A 26,826-nucleotide genomic window follows, 5' to 3' on the forward strand; every position below is an offset into this window, starting at 1 on the left:
TAAAATTCCCCTATTAATGTGAAAAACCAAATGAAATACTGGTTATAATAATCATAATCACAATCAATGTGATAACAACGTATAAATAATCTTTTTCTATTATAAATGAAAAAAGAGAAAGCAAAACCCTAAATACGGGCGTCAGAAATAATAATATAACTCCGAAAAAAATTAAATATTCTCCGCTTCCGGAAGCTACTCCATTAAAAACCGTTTTAATTACTTCAAATATATTTTGGTCATTTTCCTTAAAAACAGAATAATCTTCAACGTCGTTTCCATGATGCATCAAATAAATAATTCCGCCGATAAATGCTACCGATAAAGAAATCCAGACTCCATAGCGTAATAAATTTCCAATAATGCTCTGGAAATCTTTTTCTCCAAATTTTTCTTTTGTCATCGCTTTAGATTTTTCCATTAAGTCCATTATAAATCATATTAACCGCCAAAACAAAAATCAGACAGGCAAAAAATATTCTGAGTTTTTTAGGATTTGTTTTCACCAAAATTTTTGCTCCCGCCATAGCGCCAAACAATACACCAATGACAACGGGCATACAAATTCCCGGTTCGATATATCCTTTTTGTATATAAATAACAGAACTGGCCATTGCCGTAACGCCCATCATAAAATTACTGGTTGTAGTTGAAACCTTAAACGGGATTCTCATAATGTTATCCATTGCAATTACTTTAAAAGCACCGGAACCAATTCCTAATAAACCAGACATCATTCCGGCAATTCCCATCATACTGAAACCGCCAATAACATTTTTTGTTCCGTAACTTACTAGTTGCCCGTCATGGGTTGGATAAGTTCCTTTTAATTTTAATTTTTGAGCAAGAGGACTGGATTCTAATACAATATGTTCTTCTTTTTTTCTGAGAGAATTTATAGCCGAAAATATTAAAGTAAGACCAAATAAAACTGCGATAAAAGAAGTAGGTGCGATGGTGGAAAGTAATGCCCCGCAAACAGCTCCGATTGTTGTTGCGATTTCAAGAAAAATACCGAGGCGCATATTGGTTATTCCTTCTTTTACATAAGCTGCAGCAGATCCTGAAGAAGTTGCAATTACAGAAACCAAAGCGGCTCCAATTGCATAATGTATGTCAACACCGAGAATAATAGTTAAAAGCGGAATGATAATTATACCTCCGCCCAAACCTGATAACGAACCAATAAAACCTGCCAAAAAAGCACCAAGCAGCATTATCAGGGTAAATGTAAGTACTGTCATTAAAGATAAATTTTGTTTGAGGCTAATTTACGAATACATATTTGTTCGTGACCTTAAATATAGCTTAAAAATGTTCTCAGTTTTCAGTACTTGCAATAATAACCTGATAAATTCGCAAACAGAAACTAAAGAATCATTATTATAAGATTTCTCAGCTTAGCGAACTTGTATTGCTTTTAAGATTTAATGCCGATTTTAGATTCTATTATCAACAGCAAAAACAGTTTTGCCAATTGTCGAAAGAAGTAAAGCTGCAGCTGCACTTGTTAAAACAGAATAATCAAAAGGAGCTTTTACAGAAACTGATATTGCCATTGCAAAAGCAAATAAAAGCATTAAAGCCGCTGTTCCCAAAGCCGCAATTCGGGTTTTAAATCCAAAGAGTAACAAAACAGATAATAAGATTTCGAAAAAAGTGGCTATTGCACCCAATATTTCTGCTGTAGATTTACTGGCAAAAGAATTTAGTGTCTGGGTATAAAGAACAAAGTTTTCCCAGTTTCCCCAGGCAACTCCGTTTGAACCCGGGGCTCCCCAAAGTCCAAATCGGTCAGCTACTGCTGATAACATGGTAATTGCTAAAATGATTCTTAAAACCAAACCTGCTTCTAATGTTGTGATATTTTTCATTCTGTGTATTATTTGTTGTCAAAATAGGAATTAAACGATTGTTTTTTCAACTTAATATTGAATTATAAAGTCGGGAAATCTTTTTTATAACGATATTCTAAGCTTCAAATTGTTTAAAATTCCTATTATCATCAAATCCTGATTTGAAAATCACTATTTTTTAATGGTTTTTGCTATTAATGTAATTCTGCCTTTGTTTATCGTTTTTTAGTTTGATGAAAACGCTAAAATATTAGGACGAATGCGAAGTAGATTTTTTTGGCAGAGCCGATTTTAATTCGGGTGTATCTGGAGATGATAAAGTTTTTTTCCAACCAGCATTTTTTCGCCCACAACTTTAAACCCGAGTTTTAAATAGAGGTTTTTCGCCAGCGGATTATCTTCTTCAACAAGTAAACCTAAAGTTTGTTTGTTTTTATAAACATATTCATCAATTAAAAACTGAAGTATTTTAGATCCAATTCCCTTTCCCTGATACTTAGGATTTACACCAAGCGAATCAATATAAAATTCTCCGGCACGTGTCTCAAATTCAGGATCAAAATCGGGATTAAAACGCGTTCTTACATATTCTACAATTGGAGAACGCAACGCTTCCAAATCAGAGCCGTTATAAATATTTACGGCACTAATTATTTCATTATCGGCTTCGGCTGCAAAACAATTTTGATAGGAATATTGATTGTTTTCTCTTTCAATAAAATACTGCAGAAAGTCTTTTGCAGCAGCATAATCTTTTTTATTGAAAAACTTATAAATGAGATCTTCCATTGCCAATAATAAGATGGGTGCAATTTGTTTAGAATCGGATATTTTGGCTTTTCTGATAATCATTTTTACAGAGATTTGATAAGTGCAAATTTAAAGTTTTATTTAAACACATAGAAACATAGTTTTGCTTTATGTATAAAGGTGTTTCACTTGCTTCAACAAACATAGCTTTGATGCAGAAATAAAAGTCGGGAATAAGTTTGAAAGTTTATTTAAACACATAGCTTTTGCATAAGCTATGTTTGAGAAACTAGTTTCTTTTTCGTTTCTTTTTTTTAAATCAAAACTTCTATGTCTCTATGTGTTTAAATAAAATTTTAAGTAAACAATATTTTTTATTTCAAATTGAATCGCACATCAACATACAAAACAAAAGTTTGGAGTAAACCTTATTATAATGTTATTTTTGGCCTGCATTACCAAATTTCATTATATGCGTTTACTACTTTTATGCTCTGTTATTTTCATTTCTTTTTCAGTAAAATCACAATCTGTTTCGGGTGTTGTAAATGACGCAGCCGGAAAACCTTTATCAGATGTTTTAATTCGTGATCTCATTTCAAAAACACATGCTCATACCGATATAAACGGAAAATTTACTTTAGAAGAAGCCAGACCCGAAGACAGTCTCCAGGTTTCAAAACAAGGATTTATTACGCAGAAAATTAAACTTTCATCTAACGATTTTTTGGCTGTTCAACTAAATGAAAAGCCATTTTTATTAGAAGAAGTTACCATCACAAATAATCTGAAATACTTAAATACAATTTCTAAGATAGATTTAGAAATTCAGCCCATATCGAACTCTCAGGATTTATTGCGAAAAGTTCCCGGACTTTTTATTGGTCAGCATGCGGGTGGAGGAAAAGCAGAACAAATTTTTCTGAGAGGTTTTGACTGCGATCACGGAACCGATATTAATGTTGCCGTTGACGGAATGCCGGTAAATATGGTTTCGCATGCCCACGGACAAGGTTATGCTGATCTTCACTTTGTAATTCCGGAAACAGTTGACAATATTGATTTTAATAAAGGTTCCTATTTTGCAGACAAAGGTGATTTTACAACCGCCGGATTTGTTGGCTTTAATACTAAAAATGCGCTGCAAAACAGTTCTGTTTCGTTTGAAGGCGGACAGTTTGACACTTTTCGCACTGTTGCTTTGTTTAATTTACTGAATAAAGAAAACCAGTCTGCTTATTTTGCAGGAGAATATATGATGACAGAAGGTTATTTTGATGCACCTCAAAACTTTAACCGAATTAATTTATTCGGAAAATATGCGGCAAAAATGACCAACGGCGACAAACTTGCACTCTCTGTTTCCCATTTTAAAAGTCAGTGGGATGCAAGCGGACAAATTCCGGATCGTGCAGTAAATGACGGAACGATTTCGCATTATGGTGCAATAGATCCAAACGAAGGAGGAAATACCGGAAGAACCAATTTTAACCTGCAGTATGATGCACAGATTGATGAAAACACACATATTAAAAATACGGCATATTTAAGTAAATATGATTTTGAATTGTATTCTAATTTTACCTTTTTCCTGAATGACCCCGTAAATGGCGATCAGATTAAACAAAAAGAAAACAGAACAATTGTAGGTTTCCAGTCAGAATATAATCAGAAACTGAATGAAAAATGGCTTTTTAAATTAGGTGCGGGATTGCGAAACGATAATAATAAAGATGTAGAATTATCGCATACTTTAAATAGAAAAACGGTTCTCGATTATTTGAGTTTAGGAAATGTAAATCAGACCAATCTATTTACGTACAGCAGTTTAGATTTTATTTCAGGCAGATGGCTGGTAAATGGAGGTTTGCGTCTGGATTATTTCAAATTTGGTTATGAAGACCAGCTAGCGCCAACCTATACCAATCAGACACAGACAAAAGCAATTGTTAGTCCGAAATTGAACTTTTTATATACTCAAAATGAAAAGCTCCAGTACTTTTTAAAATTAGGAAAAGGTTTTCATAGTAATGATACCCGGGTTGCTGTGGCACAAAAAGGAGAAAAAAACCTTCCTGAAACTTATGGAGCAGATTTAGGAATTAACTGGAAACCTTTTCCAAGAATGATTATTAACTCAGCAGTCTGGTATTTATATCTGGCGCAGGAATTTGTCTATGTTGGAGATGAAGCGGTTGTAGAACCAAGTGGGAAAACAGAAAGAAAAGGTTTTGATTTTGGTTTTAGATATCAACTAACAAACTGGTTATTCTGGAACACAGATTATACCTATACACGCGCAAGATCGATTGACGAACCAAAAGGAAATGATTACTTACCGCTTGCTCCGGTTCATACTTTAATGAACGGCTTTTCGGTAAAGGATTTAAAAGGATTTTCAGGCAGCTTAAGAACAAGATTTTTAGCTGACCGCCCGGCAAATGAAGATAATTCAGTAATTGCAAAAGGATACTGCATAACCGATTTTTCTGTAAATTATCAAATTAAAAAAATATCCATAGGAGTTAATATCGACAATATCTTCGATACAAAATGGAAAGAAACACAATTCCTGACCGAATCCCGTCTGGCCGCAGAAACTGATCCGGTTGAAGAAATCCATTTTACGGCGGGAACACCATTTAATGCAAGATTAATTCTAAAATATAGCTGGTAAATTTTTTGATAGAAATCAATTTTAAAAGCCCAATTCACTGAATTGGGCTTTTTTGGCTGGTATAATTCTGTAAGTCTTTCCTTAAATTATATAAAATTTTGCATTTATTATTTTAGATATTTGGAGTTATAACCCAAATTAATTTAATAAATAACTACTATGAAAAATCTAAAGTATATTTTTCTTCTTTCGAGTGCATTATTTGCCTTTAGCTGCAACAATGACGATACTCCTGCAAATGGAGGCGGAACCGTAACAGATCCTGTAGAAACTAATCCTGCAAACACACAATATAAACCTGCTTTTAGCGGTCAGACCAGAATAAATGGTATGACTACAGATACAGAGTTTAAAGCTGATATTATTACATCATCACTTTCAAATCCGTGGGGCGTAAAAGTACTTCCTGATGGAAGAATTTTAGTAACCCAAAAAGCCGGAACAATGCGAATCGTTACAACAGCCGGAGTAGTTAGTGAGCCTATTACAGGTTTGCCAACCGTAAATCCTGCCAATCAGGGCGGTTTATTAGGGTTGTGTCTGGATCCGGACTTTGCTTCAAACAGAATGATTTACTGGGTATTTTCTGAAGCGGTAACAGGCGGAAATATTTCTTCTGTAGCAAAAGGAAAATTAGCAGCAAATGAAAAAACAATCGAAAATGCCACAGTGATTTACCGTTCAAGTCCTGCCAATCCAAGTGATTTACATTACGGCGGACGTATTCTTTTTGATCAGACAGGGAATCTTGTAGTGAGTACCGGAGAGCGATCTGTTTTGCAGACAAGACCTTTGGCACAATCGCTTACTGCAAGTCTTGGAAAAGTAATCAGAATTACTAAAGACGGACAGCCGGCTCCTGGAAATCCAACATTTGGAGGAGCAAATGTTTTACCTGAAATCTATACATACGGACATAGAAACCCGCAGGGTCTTGCCATTCATCCGGTAACGAAAGAAATCTGGCAGAGTGAGCACGGACCACGAGGTGGAGACGAAATCAACCGTTTGAAAGCCGGAGCAAATTACGGATGGCCGACAATTACTTACGGAATTGAATATAGCGGACAGCCAATTGGTGATGCAATTCAGCAAAAAGAAGGAATGGAACAGCCGGTTTATTACTGGGATCCTGTTATTTCTCCAAGTGGTATGACTTTCTACAGCGGAAATCGTGTACCGGAATGGGAAAATAATTTATTCATAGGTTCATTGAGTGCAACTCACATTGCAAGACTTGTAATCAGGGATAATAAAGTAGTAGGAGAGGAAAGACTTCTTGCAGGTGAAGGGCAGCGTTTTAGAGATATAACTCAGGGCGGCGACGGCGCATTGTACGCTGTAACAGACCAGGGAAGACTTTACAGAATAGATAAGAAATAATTGTTAATGGTTAATTATTAATTGTGAATTATCAGAATTGAATTAAAAATTACGAATTAAAAATTGGAGCCGAAACTCTATTTTAATTCGTAATTTTTAATTAATTTTAAAAGAGCTAATTATGAGGTCAATATGGACAGGTTCAGTAAGTTTCGGATTGATTAATATTCCGATAAAAATGTTTTCTGCCGTGCAGGAAAGCAATCTTGATATGGATATGCTGGATCAAAAAGATCTTTCTAATATCAAGTTTAAACGTGTTAATGAAAACACGGGAAAAGAAGTCGATTTTGCCAATATTGTAAAAGGGTATAAAATAGAAAATAAATATGTCATTCTGGAAGATTCAGATTTTGAAGCTGCAGATGCCGTTAAGACTAAAACTATTGATATTGAGAGTTTTGCTTTTGAAAAAGAAATTGAAAGCATCTATTACGAACAGCCTTATTATCTGGAGCCAGACAAGGGTGCGATGAATGCTTACGGCTTACTTCGTGATGCCCTGCAGGCGTCGGGAAAAGTTGGAGTAACCCGTTTTGTGCTGCGAAATAAAGAAAGTCTTGCGATTTTAAAACCTTATAAAAATGTCATTGTTTTAAACCGAATTCGTTTTGAACAGGAAATAAGAAGTACAGACGAACTGAAACTTCCTCCTGTTTCTAAAAAAGCCACCAAGGAAATGGATATGGCCGAAAAACTAATCGACCAGCTTACTGAAAAATTTGATATTACAGGTTTTAAAGATGAATATACGGCTAAACTTCTTAATATTATTAAAAAGAAAGCCAAAGGAAAAGTACAGAAACCAACTAAACTTAAAGTGGTTCACAGTAAACCAAATGATGATTTAATGTCTATGCTGAAGGCAAGTTTAGAAACCAAGAAAAAATCATCTTAGATTTTTTCCTGGTTTTCTTCTAACTTCTTAATAATCTTTTTGATATTGGCTCCTTTTGATAAAACTGGTGCCCATAAATCTCCTTTTTTCTCAAATCGCTTTAATACATTTTTAATAGTAAACTGCGATGGATGTAATTTTTCATTTACTTCGCTCCATTCCAGAGGAGTAGAAACTGTAGCTCCGGGTTTTGGACGTGCAGAATAAGGTGCTGCCAAAGTTTGTCCTCGTCGGTTTTGGAGGTAATCGATATACAATTTACCGTTTCTTTTCTTGATGCTTCGTTCAATAGTCGTAATATCGGGAAGCCTTGTTTGTACTTCACTTGCAATTAGTTCTCCTAAAATTTTAATAGAATCATAATCGTACTGTGCGCCAAGCGGAATGTAAATATGGAGTCCGGTTGCTCCGGAAGTTTTACATAAACACTCTGTTTCTAACTCATCCATTATTTGTTTTACGACTTGTGCAGTTTCAACAACAATATGAAAATCATTTTCATTTGCAGGATCAAGGTCCATTACGAGCCAGTCGGGATTGTGAATGTTTTTTATGGTTGAATTCCAAGGATTGATTTCTATACAGCCTAAATTTGCCATATAAAGCAGTGTTTCTTTATCATTACAAATAAGATAATCGATATTTTCCTCATTCGATTCTGAGAAGATTTTCTTTGTTTTAAGCCATTTAGGTGTTTTATCTAAATCTATATCTTTTTGATAAAAACTTGGAGAGTCAATTCCGTTTGGAAAACGGTTCATCGATTCCGGACGATCTTTTAAGTAAGGCAGGATTAAAGGCGCAACTTCATTATAATACTGCACTATTTCGCCTTTTGTAATACCATCTTCCGGAAAATATATTTTATTCTGATTCGTTAAATGAAGTGTAGCTTTTCCCACTTTCAAATCGTAATCATTTTCTGTTTTTTCTTTTAAATCTTCCATTTTATTTTGATTGAGATTGATTTTTTTGTTTTCCTTTTCCCCGTTTTCTTTTTTACCATTGCTGCTAATGCCGCTGTTTTTTCCGTTAAAAACAACTTCACTGGCTTTTTTGTCTATTCGCAGACCCAAAAAAACCGGATGTCTTAAATTTTTATCCTGTGTCCATTCTGAATATTTTACCTGACAGACCAGTTTAGGTTTAATCCACTGAATCTTATCTCTCAAAGGTACTTTTACGTTAAGCGGAGATTTATCAATAAAATAAGGTTTAAGTTTTGTATAAAGCTCTTTTAAAACAGTTTCTGTAAATCCGGTTCCGCATTTACCAATAAACTGAAGTTCTTTTCCATTGTATTGGCCCAGAAGAATGGCACCAAAATATTTTCGGGAATTTTTAGGTTCGGTAACTCCAATAATAATAGCTTCTTCTTCGTTTGAAATCTTAATTTTCAGCCAGTTATTGGTTCTTGCGCCCAGAGAATAAGTGCTGTCAGCTTTTTTTGCAATTATACCTTCACTGTTATTTTTTCCTGCTTTTTCAAATTGCTCAATTCCGTTTCCAATTGTATGTTCAGAATAAAAAATATTAATAAAATCATATTTGTTGAATAAGATTTTAAGAAGTTCTTTTCTTTCCAGTAAAGACAATTCTGTTACAGGATTTCCGTCTAAATTCAGCAGATCAAAAACATAATATTTTAAATTTCCGACACCTGTTTTAAGATAATTCTGAAGCAGTTGAAAATCGGCTCTTCCAGACTCATTTTCTACTACAATTTCACCGTCAAGGATTACGGTATGATCTATTTTTTTCAGTTCTTCTGCAATGGGTTTAAAATTGGTGTTGAAAGAAATTTTATTCCTGCTGAATAACTCTGCTTTTTGATTATTAATTACAGCTACTGTACGGTATCCGTCATATTTGTTTTCAAAAATCCATTCTTCATCATCAAAAGGATGATCGATTGTATTGGCCAGCATTGGTTTTACAAAAGATACCTCATGAGATTTTGTTTCAGACTTTTTTTTTGTGATTTTTTTGACTGCTTTTTTCTCTTCGGTTTGTGCAGTTTGTTTTTCCGATTTTTTTTCTAATTCGTCTAAACTTCTTTTAGAAATAACAGATTTGTCTTTTTCTAAAATATCGGCATCAGTTGCATATTGATCTTGTTTTTTAATTAAAAGCCATGCATTTTCCTGTTTACCATGAAGCTTGACCAATGAAAATTCACCTTTTAATTTTTTTCCTTTCAGAATAAAACTCAAACGACCTTTTTTAAGATCAGTTAATAATTGTTTTTCCTGAGAATCGGTTTTTTCATCAGAAATATAAGTTCCGTTATCCCAAACAATAACATTGCCGGCACCATAATTTCCTTCGGGAATAGTGCCTTCAAAATCTTTATAACTGTACGGATGATCTTCGACCATCATGGCAAGACGTTTTACTTCAGGATCCATTGAAGGCCCTTTTGGAACTGCCCAGCTTTTTAAAACGCCGTCCATCTCTAATCTAAAATCATAATGCAGATGCGATGCTGCATGTTTTTGTACCACAAACACCAATTCGCTGGCCGATTTTTGAATCTTGCCTTTTGGTTCTCGTGTTTGTTTAAAATCTCTTTTTTCGTTGTATTTAGACAGTGACATAGGTTTTTGCAAGTATTAAAAGGGTTAATGTAATAGAGTAGAACAGCGTAGCAACAATTGCAAAAATAATATGGGCAAAGAACAGCTGAATATAATAACCTCTAAAATCAATTGGGGGTTGATGATGGGTCATCTTAAACATATATACCCAGCTGATTATGCCAATTGCGCCGCTGATTACTCCAAATATAAGAGCAGTGAGCGGGGTAATTGGCAGTATATCCTTTACCCAAATTATATGATAGGCAGCAACAAACAAAAATCCGATTACGTAATGCAGTAACCAGCCCCAGGTTTTTTTTGATTGTGCTGAAAGTTCTATTTTCATTTTATCAATAACATAAGCTAAAAGAACGGGCTCTTTATACAATTCCCTAAAACTATTTGATATGGCATAACTAAACAAAGTCATGGCCGATGTTGCCATAATTGAAACGATCAATAATTGTAGTATAACATATAAAATCATATAAAGAATCTTTAAAATTGAATGCTTATTCAAAGTTACTTTAGAAACTCTTTTTATGATTATACTATTAAAATTCTGGGTTATATAATTATCAGGAATTGAATGGGTTATAGAATGTAGTAGAGATCTAAGATTATGGATTTATTGATAGAAAAAAGCCCGAAAGTGCATAATAAATAAGAAACCCTATATTGAATATAGGGTTTGTATTTTGATTTAATTGAAAAGCAATATTATTTGAGAGTAACAGTCATATTGGGTACTATGATATCTGAATTACTTCCTGTATAACGTTGTGCATAAACTTCAATGTAATCGTTATTAACAAGTTCAGCCGAAGCATTTAAAGGAAGTACTACAATATCATTTGTAGCCTGGCCTCTTCCGTAAATTTTGTACTGACTTAAAGTAGTTCCGTTTTTTGCAATGTATATGATGTATGTACCCGCTGCAGGTACCTGAAATGAAATAGATCCTGATATCTGGAAAATTCTTTTTTTCTTTCCTAAATATCGTAATCGGTTTGGCGCGTCAGTTGAGAATCTAAATAGATTAGAATATGTTGTTGGCGGAGTTCCGGAACCTACTTTTACAATATTACTCGGATTTAAACCACTTGTAAAACTAACTCCTAAACCGCTTCCTACGGCATAATCCATAGCAAAATCCCCTGCGGCATTGGCATCTGTTTCTGTTGGGATTCCGGCTGCTCTTACATTCCAGCTGTTGTTAAAATTATATCCCGGATACGTTCCTGTTGTATAGCCTTTAACATATCCAGTTGTATTTGAACCAGTAAACACAACAGATTCAAGTACCGCATCTCCTGTAATAGTCAAACCAGATGTAGAGACATCAAATCCTATAGCGGTTCCGTCAACCTGACTAAAGCCTCCTTGTTTTTCAACTAAGGTAAAGGTACCGGTTAATTTTTCATAGGTCCCTGCATTGCTGCTAAACCAGCCCAGATTGCTTAATAAAAGCTGTGTTATATTATTGTATGTTATTCCGTTTGTATTTCCTGCAAACTGAATAATACTTATAAAAACGAGTCCAAAACCAGATATTGTACCCACACTGCTCGAATTGGCCACAATACAATCTCTAAAAACAAGATTTTGAGTTGCAGCTCCGTTTAGATTAAAAACACTTCCGGATGCCGCTCTGAGCGTAACACTTCGAATGCTTCCCCCGGTAGCTCCTTCAAAGATATTTCCTGAAGTTCGCAGGATAATATCATCATTGGCGTCAAGACCCTGCACGTAAGCATTATTTAAATCTATAGGGAAATTAAATGTTACGGTACCGTTTATTTCGTATAAAGTGTTGGAATTTAGAAGATATTTGCTCCCACCGCCGGCGGCAAGTTCTGCTGCAAGGACTGTAGCTAAGTTATCTGTAGATCTGATACGCTTGAAATTTATTCTGGGAGTTACACCGCTGTTGACTGCTACCCATGCAGATGTTCCGGTAGAATAAAAATAAAATGCTTTTAAATCAGTATCGTAAACAAATAATCCGTCTGCCGGAGCAGCTATGGCAGTTCGCTGTGCTGTAGTCATTCTTGGGGTTAACATTCCCTGAGTAGTCGATGTAATGTCTAATACAGAACTTGCATTTGGAGTAACAGTCCCAATTCCAATTTGTGCATTTCCTGCGAATGATAAAAGGAAAAAAAACAGTATTATGAATGTTGTGTTTTTAGGGGCAGTGTTAGTTATCATAATTTGTGGTTTTTAGTTATTTGGCTATTATTCAACAACAATATTTACTTGCCTGTATTGGAAATAATTACTTTTTGAGTTATTTTTTCATCATCAATGGTAATGAATGAAGCAATATAAAGTCCGGAACTTAAGCCGGAAGTAGAGAAATCATATGATTCTTCTGTTCCTACATTATCTTTAGAGAGAATTTTTCTTCCCAGAATATCATATAGGGCAAAGGATTTAAATTGTATCAGATTTGGATTTGAAGCTTTTAATACATGATTTGAATTGTCCTGACGGATTATAAAAGTATTTTTTGTCTCCTCATTTATACCAAGCGTTTTATTGGTAAAAGTAATTTTAAACCTATCCTTGTAAACGCCCGGAGCTATTGTAACTTCATAATTACTATTTTTAATATCATGATAAGATCCGTCTAATTCGTCATACAAATAAACATTTTGTGAAGGGTCAAAGTTTATAACTTCAGGGATGTAAAATTTAAGAGTTGTACTTTCTGCAGCTTTCGCAGCTAACGGAATTCTTTTTTCAGAATCAAAATTAACCCCTTGTATAATAAAATTTCTGTCATCCAGTAAAAACGAAACATCATTTGGCAAACTGCTGTCGATATTAACTGCGTCAAGTCCGGGATCAATACCATCTGTGGCTTCCGGTAAAAATGCCAGCGCAAGCTGTCTTGTAAATTGGTTGTTTATAATTGTATTAATTCTGATATGAGGAATCTCTGTAATTTCTTCTTCTTCTTCATTTTCCGCATCGGTATTTTTTGCTGTAGTCTGTGGTCTGGCAGGTTTTTCAAACTGAGATAAACCAGCGCCTTCCTTATAAAAAATCCTGTGAGAATTTCTAAAAGCTACAGAACCATTTGAAGCTCCTTTTATAATAAAACCCTGTCCAATAGGAGCATATTTTCGTTGTCGCATAAGTCCTGATGATGTTCCTACATTGTTTAAAGAACCATCGCCTTTATAACTGTTAAAAGTTGCAGGAACATAAATTCCGCTGGAGCCCAGAGTTCCCGGCGAATAGGTTGCATAACCACCTCTATAGGCTGCGATTAAATGAGAATTTATGGTTTTGTCCTGTTCCCAGAAATAGGCGATTCTGGTACAGGCACTATTTAAAGGATCTAATAAAAATGCATTTAAATGCAGTGCCGAAGGATAAGGATTTCCTGTTAAGGTTGAGGCATTTGTACCCACTGTAACAGTAATGGTTCCATCATTTGGTTTTCCTCTAAAATCATATCGTTGTGCGCCTCCGCCGCTGCCGGGATTATTAGCTCCGGTTCCTTCCGGATCTGTAGCGTCACTTCCGCTGGTGCCTTTCATAGTAAAACCTTCGCCCGGCGCGAGTGTGGTTGTTCCTCCAACCTGAACCCATTGCGAATAATAGTTTGCATTTGTTAATTTGTATATCCATCGGGAAGCTATCGCAAGCGGATTTGCAGTTCCGTCATAATTGGCAAGTGGAAGTATAGCAGCAGGAGTAGAGTTTGTCGAAGTAAGAGGTCTGTTTAGCAATGTAATCCCAAAATTACTGTTTCCTGCAGTTACACTTCCGACACCAACAGGCGAACACCAGTAATTATAATCAAAGTTATCTGAGCTTCCTTCCTGATAAACAGAAATGGTTCCGGTTCCAGAGTTGGTAGAAGTGCCGGCAGTACCTTGTACAAGCTGGGAAAGGTTTCTTAAATAAAGATTGGAATTTGCCGCAAGATTAATATTCTGCTGCACAAATAAGATCTGATTTTTTACATAAACAGGAGTATTCGAGCCAACATACATTTGGGCAAAACTCTGAATAGAAATGATATAAAAGAGGAAGGTAATTTTTTTCATAATCGGATTATTTAAAAAATTATGGACTTATATAGAAAACTATTTTTTCAAAGTAGTTTATGAATCTTTTAAATATGATTTCTAAAGATTTCAGTTTTTAGAAAAACATAAAAAAAGACTTCTATATTAATTAAACTAAAAAAATACTTACTTATTAATAGCAATAAGTAAATATTTTAAGAATTTTACTATAATCAAATTTAACCTAGAAGCGTTTGAATTTCTTACATAATTTTTGCCGATAATTATATAATTACCATTTTTTGCAATTTTAAAGGATTGTTTGTTTGAATGAAAATCTTGGTTTTACAAAGCTTTTATTTATTAAATTATTAAAAACATAAACTTTGGCAAGTTATTCTGATTTAACCTTCATTTCTAATTACGGACCGGTATTAAATTGTTTCCTTTTTATGATAGTTCTAAATTTTATAGAATTATTAGCATTTTGACTCATACCAGTTAAATTGAAAATTGAGTAACTTAGTAAATGTGCAGTATGCTTGTATTTGCAGCACATTTAACCTAAAAATAATTAGAACATGCCTTGGAATCCTGAAGTATATAATAAGTTCAAAGATATTCGCTATCAGCCATTTTATGATTTAACAGAATTTATACAACCTTTTGATGGAATGAAAGCCATAGATTTAGGATGCGGAACAGGAGAGCAGACTGCAATTTTGGCTGATCAGTTTAATCAGGCACATTTTACAGGTGTCGATTCTTCTGCAGAAATGTTGGAGAAATCAAAATCGCTTGAAATTCCTAATCTGCGTTTTCGTAAAGCTACGATCGAAGAAACCATACTTTCAGGAGAAAAATGGGATTTAATTTTTAGTAATGCAGCTTTGCAATGGTCTGATGATCATGAAAAATTGTTTCCCGACTTATTAAATTTACTTCATAAAAATGGACAGTTTGCCGTACAAATGCCGGTTCAGCCTGAAAACAAACTCAACAAAATCCTCATTGAACTGGTGGATGAAGAACCTTTTAAAACGTTTTTAAAAGGATATAAAAGAGAATCGCCAGTTTTGAGTATTGACGATTATGCACAAATACTTTTTGACGGCGGACTGCAGGATATTGAAATCATCCAGAAAGTTTATCCCATTATTGCAGAAGATCACGATACACTTTATAATTTTATTTCCGGTTCTGCACTAATTCCTTACATGGAAAGGCTTGACGGAGAAGAAAAAGAACTTTTTATTGCTGCCTATAAAGAAAGAATTGAAAAACATTTTCCTAAACTTCCGGCAATATATTCTTTTAAAAGACTCTTAATGTATGGAAGAAAAGCATAAAAAAGCCTGCAAGATCTGCAGGCTTTTTTGTAATGTGAATTAACTTTATTCTTTATATAAAATAATAACGGCTTTATAACCAGTACCAACATTCCATTGGCTTGCTTCTATAACTTTTCCTTCGTCATCATAAACCTGAAATTCTGCTGTATTTGGAGAAGCTGAACCTTCGTTTAAAGCTTCAAAATCGATTTTATTCATCCCTTTTACCAGGTTAATTTTAAAACCTTTAAATTCTCCAACTAAATTTACTTCCGGTTCAATAACTTTATCGTTATGATATACTCGTATTTTATCGCCGTCAACAAAAGCTGCATCGCGATAACGAACGGTTGATGTTGACGATTTTGTAACAAAGCCTCCTAAATACTCATTACGTCTGTAAAAAATTCCTTCAACATTGGCTTCTCTCTTATACAGTGTATTGTTTTTAAAAAGTTCGTTTGGATCTATTTTTAAAACAATGGGATCTTTGGCAAGAGTCGGCTCATCGGTTGGAGGAGTTTCTGCAGGCGGAATCACTTCTTTACTTTCCGGAGTTTTTGATTGAATTGGCTGGTATTTGCCTTTTACTTCTTCCTGCGAATATGCATGAAAGGAAGCAGCGGCCATTATTAAAAACAATATTTTCTTCATATACTTTATTTTATTTTTCAATATTGACAAGCCGTATTCCAGACTCATCTATAATTATAACAACTCATTATAGCATTTATTGCATGCAAATTGTCGAAAGTTGAAGTTTTGTAAGAACAACATTAAATAGTATAAAAGTTTGTATTAAGATCACGGTAATTTTAGATTCTGTAACTATTTAAAATTTAAGGCAATGCATTTATCTTTTCGAAAAGTCATGTTTATTATTTTTATGAGTCTCGCAGTAAACGCAAAGGCGCAGCAGAATAATGACAGTCAAAAATGCCGTTTCACTAAAACTTCGTATGGTTATTTGATGGTTTTGCGCGAAGGCGACAATGTTTTGAATGAAATTGAAAACTTAGCAAAACAGCAGCAGATTCCGTCAGCAGATTTTACCGGAATTGGTTTTGCCCAGGAAGTTACTTTTGGATTTTATGATTTTACTGAAAAGAAATTCAATCCAAAAACTTTCAATAAAGTCGAAATGGGAAATTTAACCGGATCAATTGCATGGACTGAAGGAAAACCTTCCCTGCATATTCATGGAATTGCTGCCGATGATAAATTTAATGCTTACGGAGGACACATTCTCGCCCTGAAAGTGGGCACAGGTTCTATGGAAATTTACATAAGAGTAACTCCGGAAAAACTCGAAAGAAAAATCGAACAGCCCTTAAATGCTAATGTGTTACAGTTACCTTGTTTAAAATAATAAATTAAAATTCTGATTATGAAAATAGTATTCAAATCGACTATAGGAGTTCTTGTTCTGGCCGCAGCTTTATTTTCGTGTAAAAATAATAAAGATGGGTATAGTGATGAAATTGAAACCGTTGTTGTTCCAGACAGTACCCAAAAACCGGTAGATAGTACAGGTACAAACGAAACCGGAACAAATAAAACTACCGGAACCCCAAATACGGGTGCCGCAAGTACAACACCAGATGCTGACTTAGGAAAAAAAGGTACAGCTGACGGAGGAACGGGAACAGGAACCGGTCCAGGAGAAGATGCAGAAGATGGTTCAACTTATACCAGCTCATCAAAAAAACAAAACATAGACAAAGATTCTGTGAGGATAAAACCTAAAAAATAGGTAGTAATAAATGAATGTTTTTTGAGTATCTTTAGCACTATTCAAAATATTTATTTAATTCATTATGAAGGCATTGATAATTGGAGCAACAGGCTCAACAGGAAAATTTTTAGTAGATAAACTCCTTGAAGATAATGATTATGCTGCTGTCGTTACTTTTGTTAGAAAGCCTTCCGGAATAGTGCATTCTAAATTAACAGAACATATAGTTGATTTTGCAGCTATTGATTCTTTTAAAGATCAGGTTAACGGAGATGTTTTGTTTTCCTGTCTCGGAACCACATTAAAAGCTGCGGGATCAAAAGAAAATCAATGGAAAATAGATTTTGATATTCCGGCTGCATTTGCTGTAGCAGCACGAAATAACGGAGTAAAATCGTTTGTTTTGGTTTCTTCATACGGGGCATCTGCAAAAAGCAGTGTTTTTTATTCAAAAATGAAGGGAAAGCTGGAAGATTATATCGCAGAGCTTAATTTTGAACAATATATAATTTTTAGGCCCGGACCATTAGTTCGGGAAGACTCAGACCGGATTGGCGAAAAAATTTCAGTTAAACTAATTACGATATTAAATGCAATAGGGATTCTGAAAAAATTCAAACCGCTTGAAACGCAGCTTCTTGCGTCAAAATTGGTTAGCGCTCCCAAAAAGCTTCCTGCAGGCACAATAATAATTGAGCTTAAAGAAATTTTTGATTTTTGATAAAAATTAGAAAAATAGAATAAATTGTACCGGATTTTTAAAAAGAATCGAAATGTTTTTTTATAAATTTGTTTTCATAAGGAAGTAAAAAATTTGACTCTCCTAAAATAGTAACAATTATTACCTGCGATGAGTACAAATACTAAATCTTTTCTTTCTTCAGAATTTTTAACTGATATTAAAACCCAAACTGCAGATTCACATAAAAAATTAGAAAGCCTTCCGGTTTCTGCTTCTATTTTATCTCCGGACATGAAAATAGAAGATTATATTCACTATTTAAGCCTGATGCATGATGTGCATAAAAACACAGAGGATGTAATTTATCCGATGCTTGCGGGCGTTATTGATGATTTGGGTCAAAGAAAAAAGAAGCACCTTATAGAAGGTGATCTTCAATTTCTTAATTACAACAAAGCCGATGCGGCTAAAGTTTTTGATGTTTCGGGCAGGAGTATTTCTTTTGCACTTGGTATCTTTTATGTTATCGAAGGTTCGAGTTTGGGAGGAAGATTTATTTTAAAAAATATTACAGCCAATCAGCGTTTGTCTGGCGGTGAAGGCGTATCTTATTTTACAGGTTATGGCGACACCACAGGAAGTTACTGGAAAAATTTTCTAAATATGTTTGCCGAATATGAAGAGCATAATAATTGTTCAGAAGATATTATAAAAGGAGCTGTCTATGCTTTTGATAGTATTTACAATCATTTTGAGAGTCGAGGAAAATAATGAAGATTAAAGATATAGTCAACCGCAATATTGTTACTTTAACCAATTGTGAGCACGAACCCATCCATATTCCGGGCAGCATACAGCCGCACGGCTTTTTAATTGGTCTTAATTCCGACTGGAAAATTGATTTTTGTACCGAAAATATTTCTTCGTTTATCAATATAAAACATACCGAAGCCCTCGGAAAAGATTTTGCTTCAATTTTTGGTTCAGAAACGCTGCAGCAGGTTATAGATTATAACGAAAATAAAATTCAGGATGTATTTCCTCTCGAAATCATTCTTTTGGGCGAATTATTTCAGGTCAGTATTCATAAAAGCTTTGACATTTATATTTTAGAAGCAGAACCAAAATTTCCTGACAGAGAAAAACTGGCTGATGTTTACACGCAGATTATTCAGTTTGTAACCCAAATGAACAATACAACTTCTCTAAAAGATTTGTGTGCACTTGTAGCACAAGGAACACGGGAGATAACAGGGTATGATCGTGTAATGATCTATAGATTTGACGAACAGTACAACGGAGAAGTATATGCCGAAAATTGCAGGGAAGATCTGGAACCTTTTTTAGGTTTACATTATCCGCATACCGATATTCCGGTTCAGGCCAGAGAATTATACATAAAAAATCAACTCAGGTTAATTGTCGATATAGAATACAAACCCGTTCCTATTTTTACAATTGATGATAATAAAGAAAATAAAAACCTCGATTTAAGCCTTTCTATTCTAAGAAGCACATCGCCAATTCATGTAGAATATCTAAAAAACATGGGAGTTGGCGCAACTTTGACAATTTCACTTATTCATCAGGGAAGACTTTGGGGGTTAATCGCCTGTCATCATTATTCTAAAAAGAATATTTCTCCGGAAATAAGACTTGCCGCCAAACTTCAGGGACAGTTTATAACTTCGCAGATTGATATAAGACAGTCAAATGATGAAAATGTGAGTGCAAGAAAAATATCAGAGGCACTGGAACATTTGACAAGTTTAGAACTTCCGCTTTCAGAAACTTCTTTAGAAACTATTGTAAATACGCCGCAATTATTAAATATCTGCAACGCTTCCGGAGTTTCTCTTGTTGCAAAAAATAAAATTTATAAAAGTGGTTTGGTTCCGTCTGATGAGCAGATTACGGAATTAATTGAGCAAATTAGTGATAAAGTATCAGACAAAACATTTGTTACCAATAAATTAAGTGATTATGTAAGTTTCCCCGAAATGGAACAATGTTCTGATTTTGCGGGTATAATTTATTATTCTCTTGACAGCTCTAATCATATAATTTGGTACAGACCGGAAACAATTTCAGAAATAAACTGGGGAGGAGAACCTGAAAAAGCGATCGTAAAAGACACCAACGGACTTCATCCCAGAAATTCATTTAATATCTGGAAACAGATTATTAAAAACCAAAGTAATATCTGGAAACAGTATGAAATTAATGCTGCAACTCAATATGCACATACGCTTCATAACTATTTGATGATGATTATGCTTAGTGAAGAAGAAGAAAAGTACCGTACACAAAGTGAAATATTAAGGGAAACCAATTCTGAGCTTGAAAACATCAACTGGATTAGTACACACGATTTGCAGGAACCACTTCGTAAGATTCAGTTAATTACATCAAAAATGCTTACAGAACTCGATGTTATTCCTTTAGAATCGATTTCTAATTCTTTAGTCAGAGTGTCAAAATCGGCAGCAAGAATGCGGGTTTTGTTAGAAGATATTCTAAAGTTTACCCGAATAAAAAATACCCGTGATGCTTTGCAGAAAGTAGATCTCAATCAGATTTTAAATGTTACTTTGGCTGAGATGAATGAAAATATCAAAGAAAGTAATGCTGTAATTGAAAGTGAAAACCTTCCTGAAGTTTATGCAATTGGTTTCTTAATGAGGCAATTGTTTTCTAATATTATTCAGAATTCCTTAAAATACGCTTCACCCGAAAGAACTCCGGTCATTAAAATAACAGCATCAGAAGAACCTGAATTAGTAGGTTATGCGGATAAAATTTATTGTCACTGGGTCAATTTTTCGGATAACGGAATTGGTTTTGAGCAAAAGTATGCCGAAACCATTTTTAAGGTTTTTACAAGACTTCACAATCAGGATCAATATGGAGGATCCGGAATAGGGCTGGCTTTATGTAAAAAAATTATGCAGACAGTAGGAGGAAACATTCAGGCTGTTGGAAAATTAGGAAAAGGAACCGATATAAAAATTTATTTTCCCTGCAATCCCGAAGAAACTCTTACCATGCCAAATTATATCCATTTTCCCGAAGAATCATAATCATTTGGTAAATAAGTAAGATACTGAACCATTCTGGGTTTTTTGCCTCTGTTTGGCGATGCGCAGTGTGGCAGCGTATTATTCCAGATTATGAAATCGCCTGCATTACCCACAATCGCTTTTGGCTGTAAAGTTTCCAGAGCTTTTGTTCTTGGATTTTCATTTGGTTCCAGATTATTTAACCAGTCGATTATTTTATTATGAAATCCGGGAACGCATTGAAAAGCGCCGTCATTGATACCGCAGTCGGTGAGATACAGCAATCCCTGAAACCCAAAAGTAAGAGGTTGTTGTAAGCTGATATCCCAATGCAGCGGACTTCCCAAAAAAGAAAAATCTTCGGTTTCCGGCGGATTAAAACTTACCTTGTCAATCGTTTTATATATTTGGGTTGTTTTATAAAGCTGTTCGTACGCCTTTTTTATTTTTGGAGAAAATCGGTTTTTATGCAGCGTTTCATGATCTGAAAAATTAAGCATCAAACCTTTTTGATTTTCATGTCTCATATACCACGTTTCTTTATGGTCAGGATCCATTTTTAAGAAATCCCAAATCGCCTTTTCGGTGTCTTTACAATCTTTTACTGAAATTGCATTCTTTACAATTACATATCCGTTTTCATTCCAAAACTCCAGATCTTCTTCTGATAGTACATTATCAGTAACCTCTTCCTCAATGCCTATTGCGTTTTTCTTTTTAGAATCAATCCAGTTTTTAAAATTTTCAAAATCAGGTTGTTTGGTATATAAAAACGACATTGTATCCTCCATGCTGATTCCCAATTGATACAAAGCCTTAATTTCCTGATCCCAGGTTTTTGTATCTGTATCAAAATCAGTTGCTGAAGTTAAAGTACGTTTCCATAAATTTTCAAGAATATCCTGGGACATAAATTTGTGATTTAAAGCTGAACTCAAAAATACTATATTATTGACTTTTAAATAAAGTATAAATACGTGTTTTAGTATAAAAAAAAGTGCCGCATGAAATACATACAGCACTTTTTTAAATATTTTAGTCGGGATTAATCTATTTTATAACCATCATCTGCAAAAGTTTCCGGTTCACGATCATTTTCATCATAATCTTCGACAAGATCGTCATCAAGATCACTTTCGTCCAAATCTTCATCATCATCTGCGTCATCTTCTTCTTCCCAGTCATCCTGATCCCAATCTTCATCTTTTTCATCTTCTTCATCATCTCTTTCCAATGCATTTGAAAATTCATTATCCAGATAATTTTGATCTTCGTTTAATAGATATTCCTGTTCTAAAGTGTTTTCGTCACCAATATGTTCTTGTTGATACTGGTCAACATAACTTTGATTGTCCTGAGTAAAATTACTTTCGTACTGATCGTAATTAATATTGTTATCTGCTCTCATAATTCCTGTTTTTTAATTGATATTGAATATTTGAAACCAATATTGTCTAATAGTAATTCAAAATTAAGCTGAGGTGGTATAATTTTTTTTACAGCATTTTTAATAATAGTTGTTTAATTGTCATCATTTTATTTAAAATATTGATTTGTAGTTAATTGTGTAATAAAAACACAAAATCATGAAACAAAGCGGGCTTTCATTATAATTAAATTTGAGAAAGTATTATTTATTAACTTAAAAAAATTGATTATGAAAACGATATATAAATTAGAAATTCTGGTATTTATCCTTTTAACCGCATTATTTATTTCCTGTAAATCAAGTTCTGCATCAGGAACTTCAGTATCAACAGAATCAGATGCTATTAAAGCCGGAGACAGCACCTCTATAAATACAGGTACAAAAGGTACAACCCGTGCTAACGAAGGTAATGAAGACAGAGATCCGGAACCAGGAGATGTTAACAAAAAATAAGCATTCAAATTTGAAAAAAACTACATAAAAAATCCTCTTTCGTAATGAAAGAGGATTTTTTTATTGATCATTTTCTGAAGTTCCCTACAATGAATTAAAACTGCATTACAAGTCCGCATCCTGCTTGTTTTCCGTTATAGAAAGGCATTATCATAGAAGAAACTTTATTTTCTTTTGGAGAAGAAATTTTGTTTTCTTTAGATTTAAATACTTTATTGTTGAGGTAAGGATAAAGCCAGTACGCTGCTTTTGTACTCAAAATTCCGATTCCGGCGCCTGCTGCAACATCTGTAAGCCAGTGTCTGTTGTTATACATTCTAAAAAGCCCCGTTGCCGTCGCCACGATATAACCGCCAACGCCGTACCAGACAGACTGGTCCTTATATTCCTGATACAGAAATTCGGCACCCGCAAAAGCATTTGCCGTATGGCCGGAAGGAAACGAATTGTTCGAAGTTCCGTCAGGACGTTCGACTTTGGTGATATTTTTTAAGGCAAAAACAGTTGTACTCATCATCAAATAAGAAGCTGCCAGAATAATAGAACGGTCTTTCAGGTTGTTTTTTCCTTTTATTCCGCAGGCATTTAAAGCGTAAACAGAAGCAGCCGGAGCATACTGAGAAAAGTCATCAATTGTAATTTTATGGTCGATGTCTTCCTGAACTTCCTTTCTAATTTCAGAATTGTAACCTTTAAGCTGGTCGCTTTCTAAACCAATAACTCCATATCCTATTAATAAACCCGGAATGATGAGCTGTTTGGAGTTAAATTTCAAATTATGAACCGTGTCCTGAACTGTAATGCTGTCATTCACAATAGTTTGTGCAGACAGAGCAGCAAAGCCTAAAAAGAATAATAAAACCGCTTTTAGCATATTAAATAAAATTAAAATGTTAATTAAAAACGTAGTTTTTTCTCATAGACAATCTTTAACTTGCTTTGGTAATTTGAGTCGAAGTTCAGATTCAATTTTGAAGAAATTCTGTATTTTTTGATTTTAAAAGAAATTAAATCAAATTATATTTTAAATACTTATGAGCACTGATTTTTGTGCCATTGAAAAGATTTTTATCGTATTAATAAAGATAATTTTGGTATTCAGATTAATAATCTCTACACCAATACTTTTAAAGCACCTGAAAGTATAGAAACATCTATAATATTAGATTTAATATTATGCTGTTCACCGTCGATTTGAATGTCTGTAAAAATTTTTTGCGGCATTTCAATTTTTACATTGCGAACTAAATAGTGTTTAGCTTTTTTAAATTTTTCAATTGAATTGCGAAGTACATAATATCCTAAAATTAATTTCTCTGTAAAAGAAAGTTCCGGAATTATAACCATATCCAGCAAACCGTCGCTTAAGCTTGCTGTTGGTGTCAGGCTCATATTATAACCCATTTCATTAGAATTGGAAATAAAGGCCATAAAAGGTTTTACTTTAATCTTATTTTCATCAAAAGAAAGAATAGTTTCCTGCGCTTTGAATTCCATACTCGAAGACAGCGCCGCTTTTACGTAAGAAGATAACGTCCTGTTTCCGGAACGTTCGTATTTTTTTATAATTAAAGCATCAATGCCAATTCCGGTATTGCTGAAAAAGTATTGTTCATTTATTTTTCCGGCATCGATGGCGGCAGTTTTTCCGTTTTTGATAATCTCGACCGCTTTTTTAAAATCTCTCGGAATCGAAAGGTTAGAAGCCAGTCCGTTTCCTGAACCCACAGGAACAATTCCCAGTGTAATGGAAGTGCCAATTAAACACGAAGCCACTTCATTAATTGTTCCGTCACCGCCACAGGCCACAATACAATCAGGATTTTGGCTGATTGCAGCTTTTGTCAGTTCGGCTGCATGTTTTTTATGTTTGGTATAATCTACTTCAATTTTATAGGTATCAGCCGGAAACTGCTGTTTGATGAAAGAGGCCGCCAGATTATGTTTTCCGCTTCCGGAAATAGGATTTATAATAAAATGAATATAAGTCATTATTTATTTTAAAAGTTTGTTTGTAAACAGATAATCTGCTGTTTGATACCATGAAATCGTTTCTTCCAGAAAAGACTGGTCCATTGGAATAGATTTTAAGCTGTTATCTGTTTTATTCCAGGTATAAAAAGCTTGTTTTTTCTGGTCAGAAAGAATCATTACTTTTTTCTTTTTCATTAAAACAAGTTTTCTGTAAGTTCCCATGAGGGCGCGTTCTTCAAATTTTGGATCCAGAACATTTTTTCCAAAGAAATCAGACTGGTAATTCCAGTGAAAAATCGAAAACAGAGTAGGCCACAGGTCAATCTGCGAACATTGTTTCTCAATTTTCTGATTGTATTGTTCCGGAAGGTTTACAATAAAAGCAGGAATATGGTAATTTGCCACATCAATTTCATCTTTTCCGGCACTGCTCGCACAATGGTCTGCAATGATAACAAAAACAGTATTTTTAAACCACGGTTTTGTACTGGCTTTTTGAAATAATTCTCTTAAAGCAAAATCAGTGTATTTTACAGCGCCCTCGCGGCTGGTTCCTGATGGAATATCAATTTTTCCAGACGGATAAGTAAAAGGTCTGTGATTAGAAGTTGTCATGACAAAATTGAAAAACGGTTTTCCGGTTTTGTACTGCGCATCTGCTACTTTAAGCATTTTATTAAAAATATCCTCATCACAGATTCCCCATGCGTTTTCAAACGTAACTTCGTCGTCATTAATATTATTTCGGATAGTTTTAATTTCATCGCTTAAAACACTTCCGCGTCCGCGATCGTATATATTAAAACCGTTTCCGCCAAAATAAGCGTTCATATTATCAAAATATCCGTCGCCTCCATAAAAGAAATTACAGTCATATTTTCTGGTTTTAAAAACACTACACACTGTAAAAAGGTTTTGATTGTCCGGTCTTTTTACAATTGATTGTCCCGGAGTAGGCGGAATGCATAATGTTACGGCTTCCATACCTCTTACAGTTCTGGTACCTGTTGCATAAAGATCTTTAAAAAAGACACTTTTTTGTGCCAGACTGTCCATAAACGGAGTAATGTTTTCTTTATTTCCAAATTCTTTCAGGAAACTTCCGCTCAGACTTTCAACCAGAATAAAAACTACATTTTTTTTCTCGTCAGAAGCTATACTGTCTTTTATAGTTCGGTGTATCGATAATCCGTTACTTGTAAATTCTGAATGAGAATCGATTAATTTATTTTTTACAATTTTAAAAGCTTTGTTTTTATCAATAGAAGTATAAAAATCAATATATTTCATTTGATTGTTCCTGAAAGCAGCAAAGAAAGAATAGATTCCGGATTTTGATATTTCAGAATTGTATCGGTTAGAAGACCATTCTGCCTGATAATTGCAAATAAAAAATCCAAAAAATAAGGCAATCAGGACTGAGCTTCCCAAAACTTTTATTCTTGATTTAAAACTTGCTTTAGAGGTAAAGGCAGCTTTGAATGCATCCAGCTTATAGAAGATGAAAAGAAAAACAGCGGTTAAAAGCAGAACTCCTGAAATTAAAACAGGCAGCGGATACGACTGCTTTATATTGGCCACAACTTCGTGAGTGTAAATTAAATAATCTACGGCAATGAAATTAAAACGTGTTTTAAATTCGTCCCAAAAGGTAAGTTCTGCAAAAAAAGTAAATACAAGTATAAACATCGTCAGCGTTGTAAAAAAGCTGATTAATGCTTTATCTACATACGATCCTACCCAGCGATTTGGCATTATGGCATAATAAATAAGGCCAATAAGCGATACGAAAGTAATGGTTCCAATATCAAAAAATAATCCTGTAAGCAAGGTTCTTAAAACATTAATGATGTTCCAGGAAACTTCATCGTACTGCCAAACAAAAAAGATGATTCTTAAAATCTGAGAAAGGATTAAAAACCAGATCATGAAGTGAAACTGCAATGCATACCTGCCGAATCGAAAAGATAATTTACTCATAATACTTTAATAAAC

General features: G+C 34.2%; 24 protein-coding genes. 10 read left to right on the top strand and 14 right to left on the bottom strand.

The window, feature by feature from the left end:
* Positions 1–13: 13 nt before the first annotated feature.
* From ASE21_RS11550 to ASE21_RS11565, 4 genes are all read right to left on the bottom strand, one after another.
* A complete protein-coding gene (locus ASE21_RS11550; protein ID WP_082603465.1) occupies positions 14–421 on the bottom strand; it encodes a DUF1634 domain-containing protein in 408 nt (135 codons plus the stop codon).
* Complete coding sequence (locus ASE21_RS11555) at positions 408–1,244, bottom strand: sulfite exporter TauE/SafE family protein (protein ID WP_057122821.1); 837 nt, start codon at positions 1,242–1,244, stop codon at positions 408–410. Before ASE21_RS11555 ends, ASE21_RS11550 begins: the two co-directional genes overlap by 14 nt.
* A 195-nt stretch (positions 1,245–1,439) precedes the next feature.
* Complete coding sequence (locus tag ASE21_RS11560; protein WP_057122822.1) at positions 1,440–1,874, bottom strand: DoxX family membrane protein; 435 nt, start codon at positions 1,872–1,874, stop codon at positions 1,440–1,442.
* A 273-nt stretch (positions 1,875–2,147) separates the two neighbouring features.
* On the bottom strand, positions 2,148–2,708 hold the full coding sequence (locus ASE21_RS11565; RefSeq protein ID WP_057122823.1) for a GNAT family N-acetyltransferase: 561 nt from the start codon (positions 2,706–2,708) through the stop codon (positions 2,148–2,150).
* Positions 2,709–3,078: 370 nt separating this feature from the next.
* Here ASE21_RS11565 and ASE21_RS11570 point away from each other — a divergent pair, with 370 nt between their 5' ends.
* From ASE21_RS11570 to ASE21_RS11580, 3 genes are all read left to right on the top strand, one after another.
* On the top strand, positions 3,079–5,283 hold the full coding sequence (locus ASE21_RS11570) for a TonB-dependent receptor (protein WP_057123182.1): 2,205 nt from the start codon (positions 3,079–3,081) through the stop codon (positions 5,281–5,283).
* A 159-nt stretch (positions 5,284–5,442) separates the two neighbouring features.
* Positions 5,443–6,666 (top strand): PQQ-dependent sugar dehydrogenase, encoded by a 1,224-nt coding sequence (locus ASE21_RS11575; protein WP_057122824.1) that lies wholly within the window; start codon positions 5,443–5,445, stop codon positions 6,664–6,666.
* A gap of 121 nt (positions 6,667–6,787) precedes the next feature.
* Positions 6,788–7,564 carry a Ku protein gene (locus ASE21_RS11580; RefSeq protein ID WP_057122825.1) on the top strand — a complete coding sequence of 259 codons (777 nt, stop codon included), beginning with the start codon at positions 6,788–6,790 and terminating at the stop codon, positions 7,562–7,564.
* Here the strand turns inward: ASE21_RS11580 and ligD are convergent.
* From ligD to ASE21_RS11600, 4 genes are all read right to left on the bottom strand, one after another.
* On the bottom strand, positions 7,561–10,161 hold the full coding sequence (gene ligD / locus ASE21_RS11585) for a DNA ligase D (protein WP_057122826.1): 2,601 nt from the start codon (positions 10,159–10,161) through the stop codon (positions 7,561–7,563). The two genes, ASE21_RS11580 and ligD, sit on opposite strands and share 4 nt — an antisense overlap.
* Complete coding sequence (locus tag ASE21_RS11590) at positions 10,148–10,630, bottom strand: hypothetical protein (protein WP_057122827.1); 483 nt, start codon at positions 10,628–10,630, stop codon at positions 10,148–10,150. Before ASE21_RS11590 ends, ligD begins: the two co-directional genes overlap by 14 nt.
* Before the next feature lie 233 nt (positions 10,631–10,863).
* A complete protein-coding gene (locus tag ASE21_RS11595) occupies positions 10,864–12,354 on the bottom strand; it encodes a hypothetical protein (RefSeq protein WP_057122828.1) in 1,491 nt (496 codons plus the stop codon).
* A gap of 44 nt (positions 12,355–12,398) precedes the next feature.
* Positions 12,399–14,207 carry a T9SS type A sorting domain-containing protein gene (locus ASE21_RS11600; protein WP_057122829.1) on the bottom strand — a complete coding sequence of 603 codons (1,809 nt, stop codon included), beginning with the start codon at positions 14,205–14,207 and terminating at the stop codon, positions 12,399–12,401.
* Between the two features lie 542 nt (positions 14,208–14,749).
* Here ASE21_RS11600 and ASE21_RS11605 point away from each other — a divergent pair.
* Positions 14,750–15,517, top strand: a complete 768-nt coding sequence (locus ASE21_RS11605) for a methyltransferase domain-containing protein (RefSeq protein WP_057122830.1) — start codon at positions 14,750–14,752, stop codon at positions 15,515–15,517.
* Positions 15,518–15,562: 45 nt separating this feature from the next.
* Here the strand turns inward: ASE21_RS11605 and ASE21_RS11610 are convergent, their stop codons facing one another.
* On the bottom strand, positions 15,563–16,153 hold the full coding sequence (locus ASE21_RS11610) for a hypothetical protein (RefSeq protein ID WP_057122831.1): 591 nt from the start codon (positions 16,151–16,153) through the stop codon (positions 15,563–15,565).
* Between the two features lie 193 nt (positions 16,154–16,346).
* On the opposite strand from ASE21_RS11610, the gene ASE21_RS11615 reads away from it, so the two are divergent.
* The 5 genes from ASE21_RS11615 to ASE21_RS11635 all read left to right on the top strand — a co-directional run bounded on the left by ASE21_RS11615 (position 16,347) and on the right by ASE21_RS11635 (position 20,996).
* Positions 16,347–16,868 (top strand): PPC domain-containing DNA-binding protein, encoded by a 522-nt coding sequence (locus ASE21_RS11615; RefSeq protein ID WP_057122832.1) that lies wholly within the window; start codon positions 16,347–16,349, stop codon positions 16,866–16,868.
* Positions 16,869–16,886: 18 nt separating this feature from the next.
* Positions 16,887–17,252, top strand: a complete 366-nt coding sequence (locus tag ASE21_RS11620) for a hypothetical protein (protein ID WP_057122833.1) — start codon at positions 16,887–16,889, stop codon at positions 17,250–17,252.
* A gap of 64 nt (positions 17,253–17,316) precedes the next feature.
* Entirely contained in the window at positions 17,317–17,955 is a 639-nt protein-coding gene (locus ASE21_RS11625) for an NAD(P)H-binding protein (RefSeq protein ID WP_057122834.1), read from the top strand.
* Between the two features lie 129 nt (positions 17,956–18,084).
* Positions 18,085–18,687, top strand: coding sequence for a biliverdin-producing heme oxygenase (locus ASE21_RS11630; RefSeq protein WP_057122835.1), 603 nt, complete (start codon positions 18,085–18,087; stop codon positions 18,685–18,687).
* Positions 18,687–20,996, top strand: a complete 2,310-nt coding sequence (locus ASE21_RS11635) for an ATP-binding protein (protein ID WP_057122836.1) — start codon at positions 18,687–18,689, stop codon at positions 20,994–20,996. The genes ASE21_RS11630 and ASE21_RS11635 overlap by 1 nt, the downstream gene beginning before the upstream one ends.
* Here the strand turns inward: ASE21_RS11635 and ASE21_RS11640 are convergent.
* The gene (locus ASE21_RS11640; RefSeq protein ID WP_057122837.1) at positions 20,969–21,886 is read right to left on the bottom strand and encodes a phytanoyl-CoA dioxygenase family protein; all 918 of its coding nucleotides are present in this window, start codon (positions 21,884–21,886) and stop codon (positions 20,969–20,971) included. The genes ASE21_RS11635 and ASE21_RS11640 overlap by 28 nt on opposite strands.
* A 134-nt stretch (positions 21,887–22,020) precedes the next feature.
* Positions 22,021–22,383, bottom strand: coding sequence for a hypothetical protein (locus ASE21_RS11645; protein WP_057122838.1), 363 nt, complete (start codon positions 22,381–22,383; stop codon positions 22,021–22,023).
* Between the two features lie 249 nt (positions 22,384–22,632).
* On the opposite strand from ASE21_RS11645, the gene ASE21_RS11650 reads away from it, so the two are divergent.
* A complete protein-coding gene (locus ASE21_RS11650) occupies positions 22,633–22,857 on the top strand; it encodes a hypothetical protein (protein WP_057122839.1) in 225 nt (74 codons plus the stop codon).
* A 94-nt stretch (positions 22,858–22,951) separates the two neighbouring features.
* Here ASE21_RS11650 and ASE21_RS11655 read toward each other — a convergent pair whose 3' ends face one another.
* The 3 genes from ASE21_RS11655 to ASE21_RS11665 form a co-directional block, all read right to left on the bottom strand.
* Positions 22,952–23,731, bottom strand: coding sequence for a phosphatase PAP2 family protein (locus ASE21_RS11655; RefSeq protein WP_057122840.1), 780 nt, complete (start codon positions 23,729–23,731; stop codon positions 22,952–22,954).
* Between the two features lie 239 nt (positions 23,732–23,970).
* Positions 23,971–24,849, bottom strand: a complete 879-nt coding sequence (locus ASE21_RS11660) for a diacylglycerol/lipid kinase family protein (protein ID WP_057122841.1) — start codon at positions 24,847–24,849, stop codon at positions 23,971–23,973.
* Between the two features lie 3 nt (positions 24,850–24,852).
* Positions 24,853–26,811 (bottom strand): LTA synthase family protein, encoded by a 1,959-nt coding sequence (locus ASE21_RS11665; RefSeq protein WP_057122842.1) that lies wholly within the window; start codon positions 26,809–26,811, stop codon positions 24,853–24,855.
* Between the last annotated feature and the right edge of the window lie 15 nt (positions 26,812–26,826).

Origin of the sequence: Flavobacterium sp. Root901, assembly GCF_001429765.1 — a bacterium.
Classification (GTDB): Bacteria; Bacteroidota; Bacteroidia; order Flavobacteriales; family Flavobacteriaceae; genus Flavobacterium.

What these genes read in the sequence shown, in the direction of transcription:
- ASE21_RS11550 (WP_082603465.1), bottom strand. Translation starts at nt 421, where the DNA reads ATGGAAAAATCTAAAGCGATGACAAAAGAAAAATTTGGAGAAAAAGAT.
- ASE21_RS11555 (WP_057122821.1), bottom strand. Translation starts at nt 1,244, where the DNA reads ATGACAGTACTTACATTTACCCTGATAATGCTGCTTGGTGCTTTTTTG.
- ASE21_RS11560 (WP_057122822.1), bottom strand. Translation starts at nt 1,874, where the DNA reads ATGAAAAATATCACAACATTAGAAGCAGGTTTGGTTTTAAGAATCATT.
- ASE21_RS11565 (WP_057122823.1), bottom strand. Translation starts at nt 2,708, where the DNA reads ATGATTATCAGAAAAGCCAAAATATCCGATTCTAAACAAATTGCACCC.
- ASE21_RS11570 (WP_057123182.1), top strand. Translation starts at nt 3,079, where the DNA reads ATGCGTTTACTACTTTTATGCTCTGTTATTTTCATTTCTTTTTCAGTA.
- ASE21_RS11575 (WP_057122824.1), top strand. Translation starts at nt 5,443, where the DNA reads ATGAAAAATCTAAAGTATATTTTTCTTCTTTCGAGTGCATTATTTGCC.
- ASE21_RS11580 (WP_057122825.1), top strand. Translation starts at nt 6,788, where the DNA reads ATGAGGTCAATATGGACAGGTTCAGTAAGTTTCGGATTGATTAATATT.
- ligD (WP_057122826.1), bottom strand. Translation starts at nt 10,161, where the DNA reads ATGTCACTGTCTAAATACAACGAAAAAAGAGATTTTAAACAAACACGA.
- ASE21_RS11590 (WP_057122827.1), bottom strand. Translation starts at nt 10,630, where the DNA reads ATGATTTTATATGTTATACTACAATTATTGATCGTTTCAATTATGGCA.
- ASE21_RS11595 (WP_057122828.1), bottom strand. Translation starts at nt 12,354, where the DNA reads ATGATAACTAACACTGCCCCTAAAAACACAACATTCATAATACTGTTT.
- ASE21_RS11600 (WP_057122829.1), bottom strand. Translation starts at nt 14,207, where the DNA reads ATGAAAAAAATTACCTTCCTCTTTTATATCATTTCTATTCAGAGTTTT.
- ASE21_RS11605 (WP_057122830.1), top strand. Translation starts at nt 14,750, where the DNA reads ATGCCTTGGAATCCTGAAGTATATAATAAGTTCAAAGATATTCGCTAT.
- ASE21_RS11610 (WP_057122831.1), bottom strand. Translation starts at nt 16,153, where the DNA reads ATGAAGAAAATATTGTTTTTAATAATGGCCGCTGCTTCCTTTCATGCA.
- ASE21_RS11615 (WP_057122832.1), top strand. Translation starts at nt 16,347, where the DNA reads ATGCATTTATCTTTTCGAAAAGTCATGTTTATTATTTTTATGAGTCTC.
- ASE21_RS11620 (WP_057122833.1), top strand. Translation starts at nt 16,887, where the DNA reads ATGAAAATAGTATTCAAATCGACTATAGGAGTTCTTGTTCTGGCCGCA.
- ASE21_RS11625 (WP_057122834.1), top strand. Translation starts at nt 17,317, where the DNA reads ATGAAGGCATTGATAATTGGAGCAACAGGCTCAACAGGAAAATTTTTA.
- ASE21_RS11630 (WP_057122835.1), top strand. Translation starts at nt 18,085, where the DNA reads ATGAGTACAAATACTAAATCTTTTCTTTCTTCAGAATTTTTAACTGAT.
- ASE21_RS11635 (WP_057122836.1), top strand. Translation starts at nt 18,687, where the DNA reads ATGAAGATTAAAGATATAGTCAACCGCAATATTGTTACTTTAACCAAT.
- ASE21_RS11640 (WP_057122837.1), bottom strand. Translation starts at nt 21,886, where the DNA reads ATGTCCCAGGATATTCTTGAAAATTTATGGAAACGTACTTTAACTTCA.
- ASE21_RS11645 (WP_057122838.1), bottom strand. Translation starts at nt 22,383, where the DNA reads ATGAGAGCAGATAACAATATTAATTACGATCAGTACGAAAGTAATTTT.
- ASE21_RS11650 (WP_057122839.1), top strand. Translation starts at nt 22,633, where the DNA reads ATGAAAACGATATATAAATTAGAAATTCTGGTATTTATCCTTTTAACC.
- ASE21_RS11655 (WP_057122840.1), bottom strand. Translation starts at nt 23,731, where the DNA reads ATGCTAAAAGCGGTTTTATTATTCTTTTTAGGCTTTGCTGCTCTGTCT.
- ASE21_RS11660 (WP_057122841.1), bottom strand. Translation starts at nt 24,849, where the DNA reads ATGACTTATATTCATTTTATTATAAATCCTATTTCCGGAAGCGGAAAA.
- ASE21_RS11665 (WP_057122842.1), bottom strand. Translation starts at nt 26,811, where the DNA reads ATGAGTAAATTATCTTTTCGATTCGGCAGGTATGCATTGCAGTTTCAC.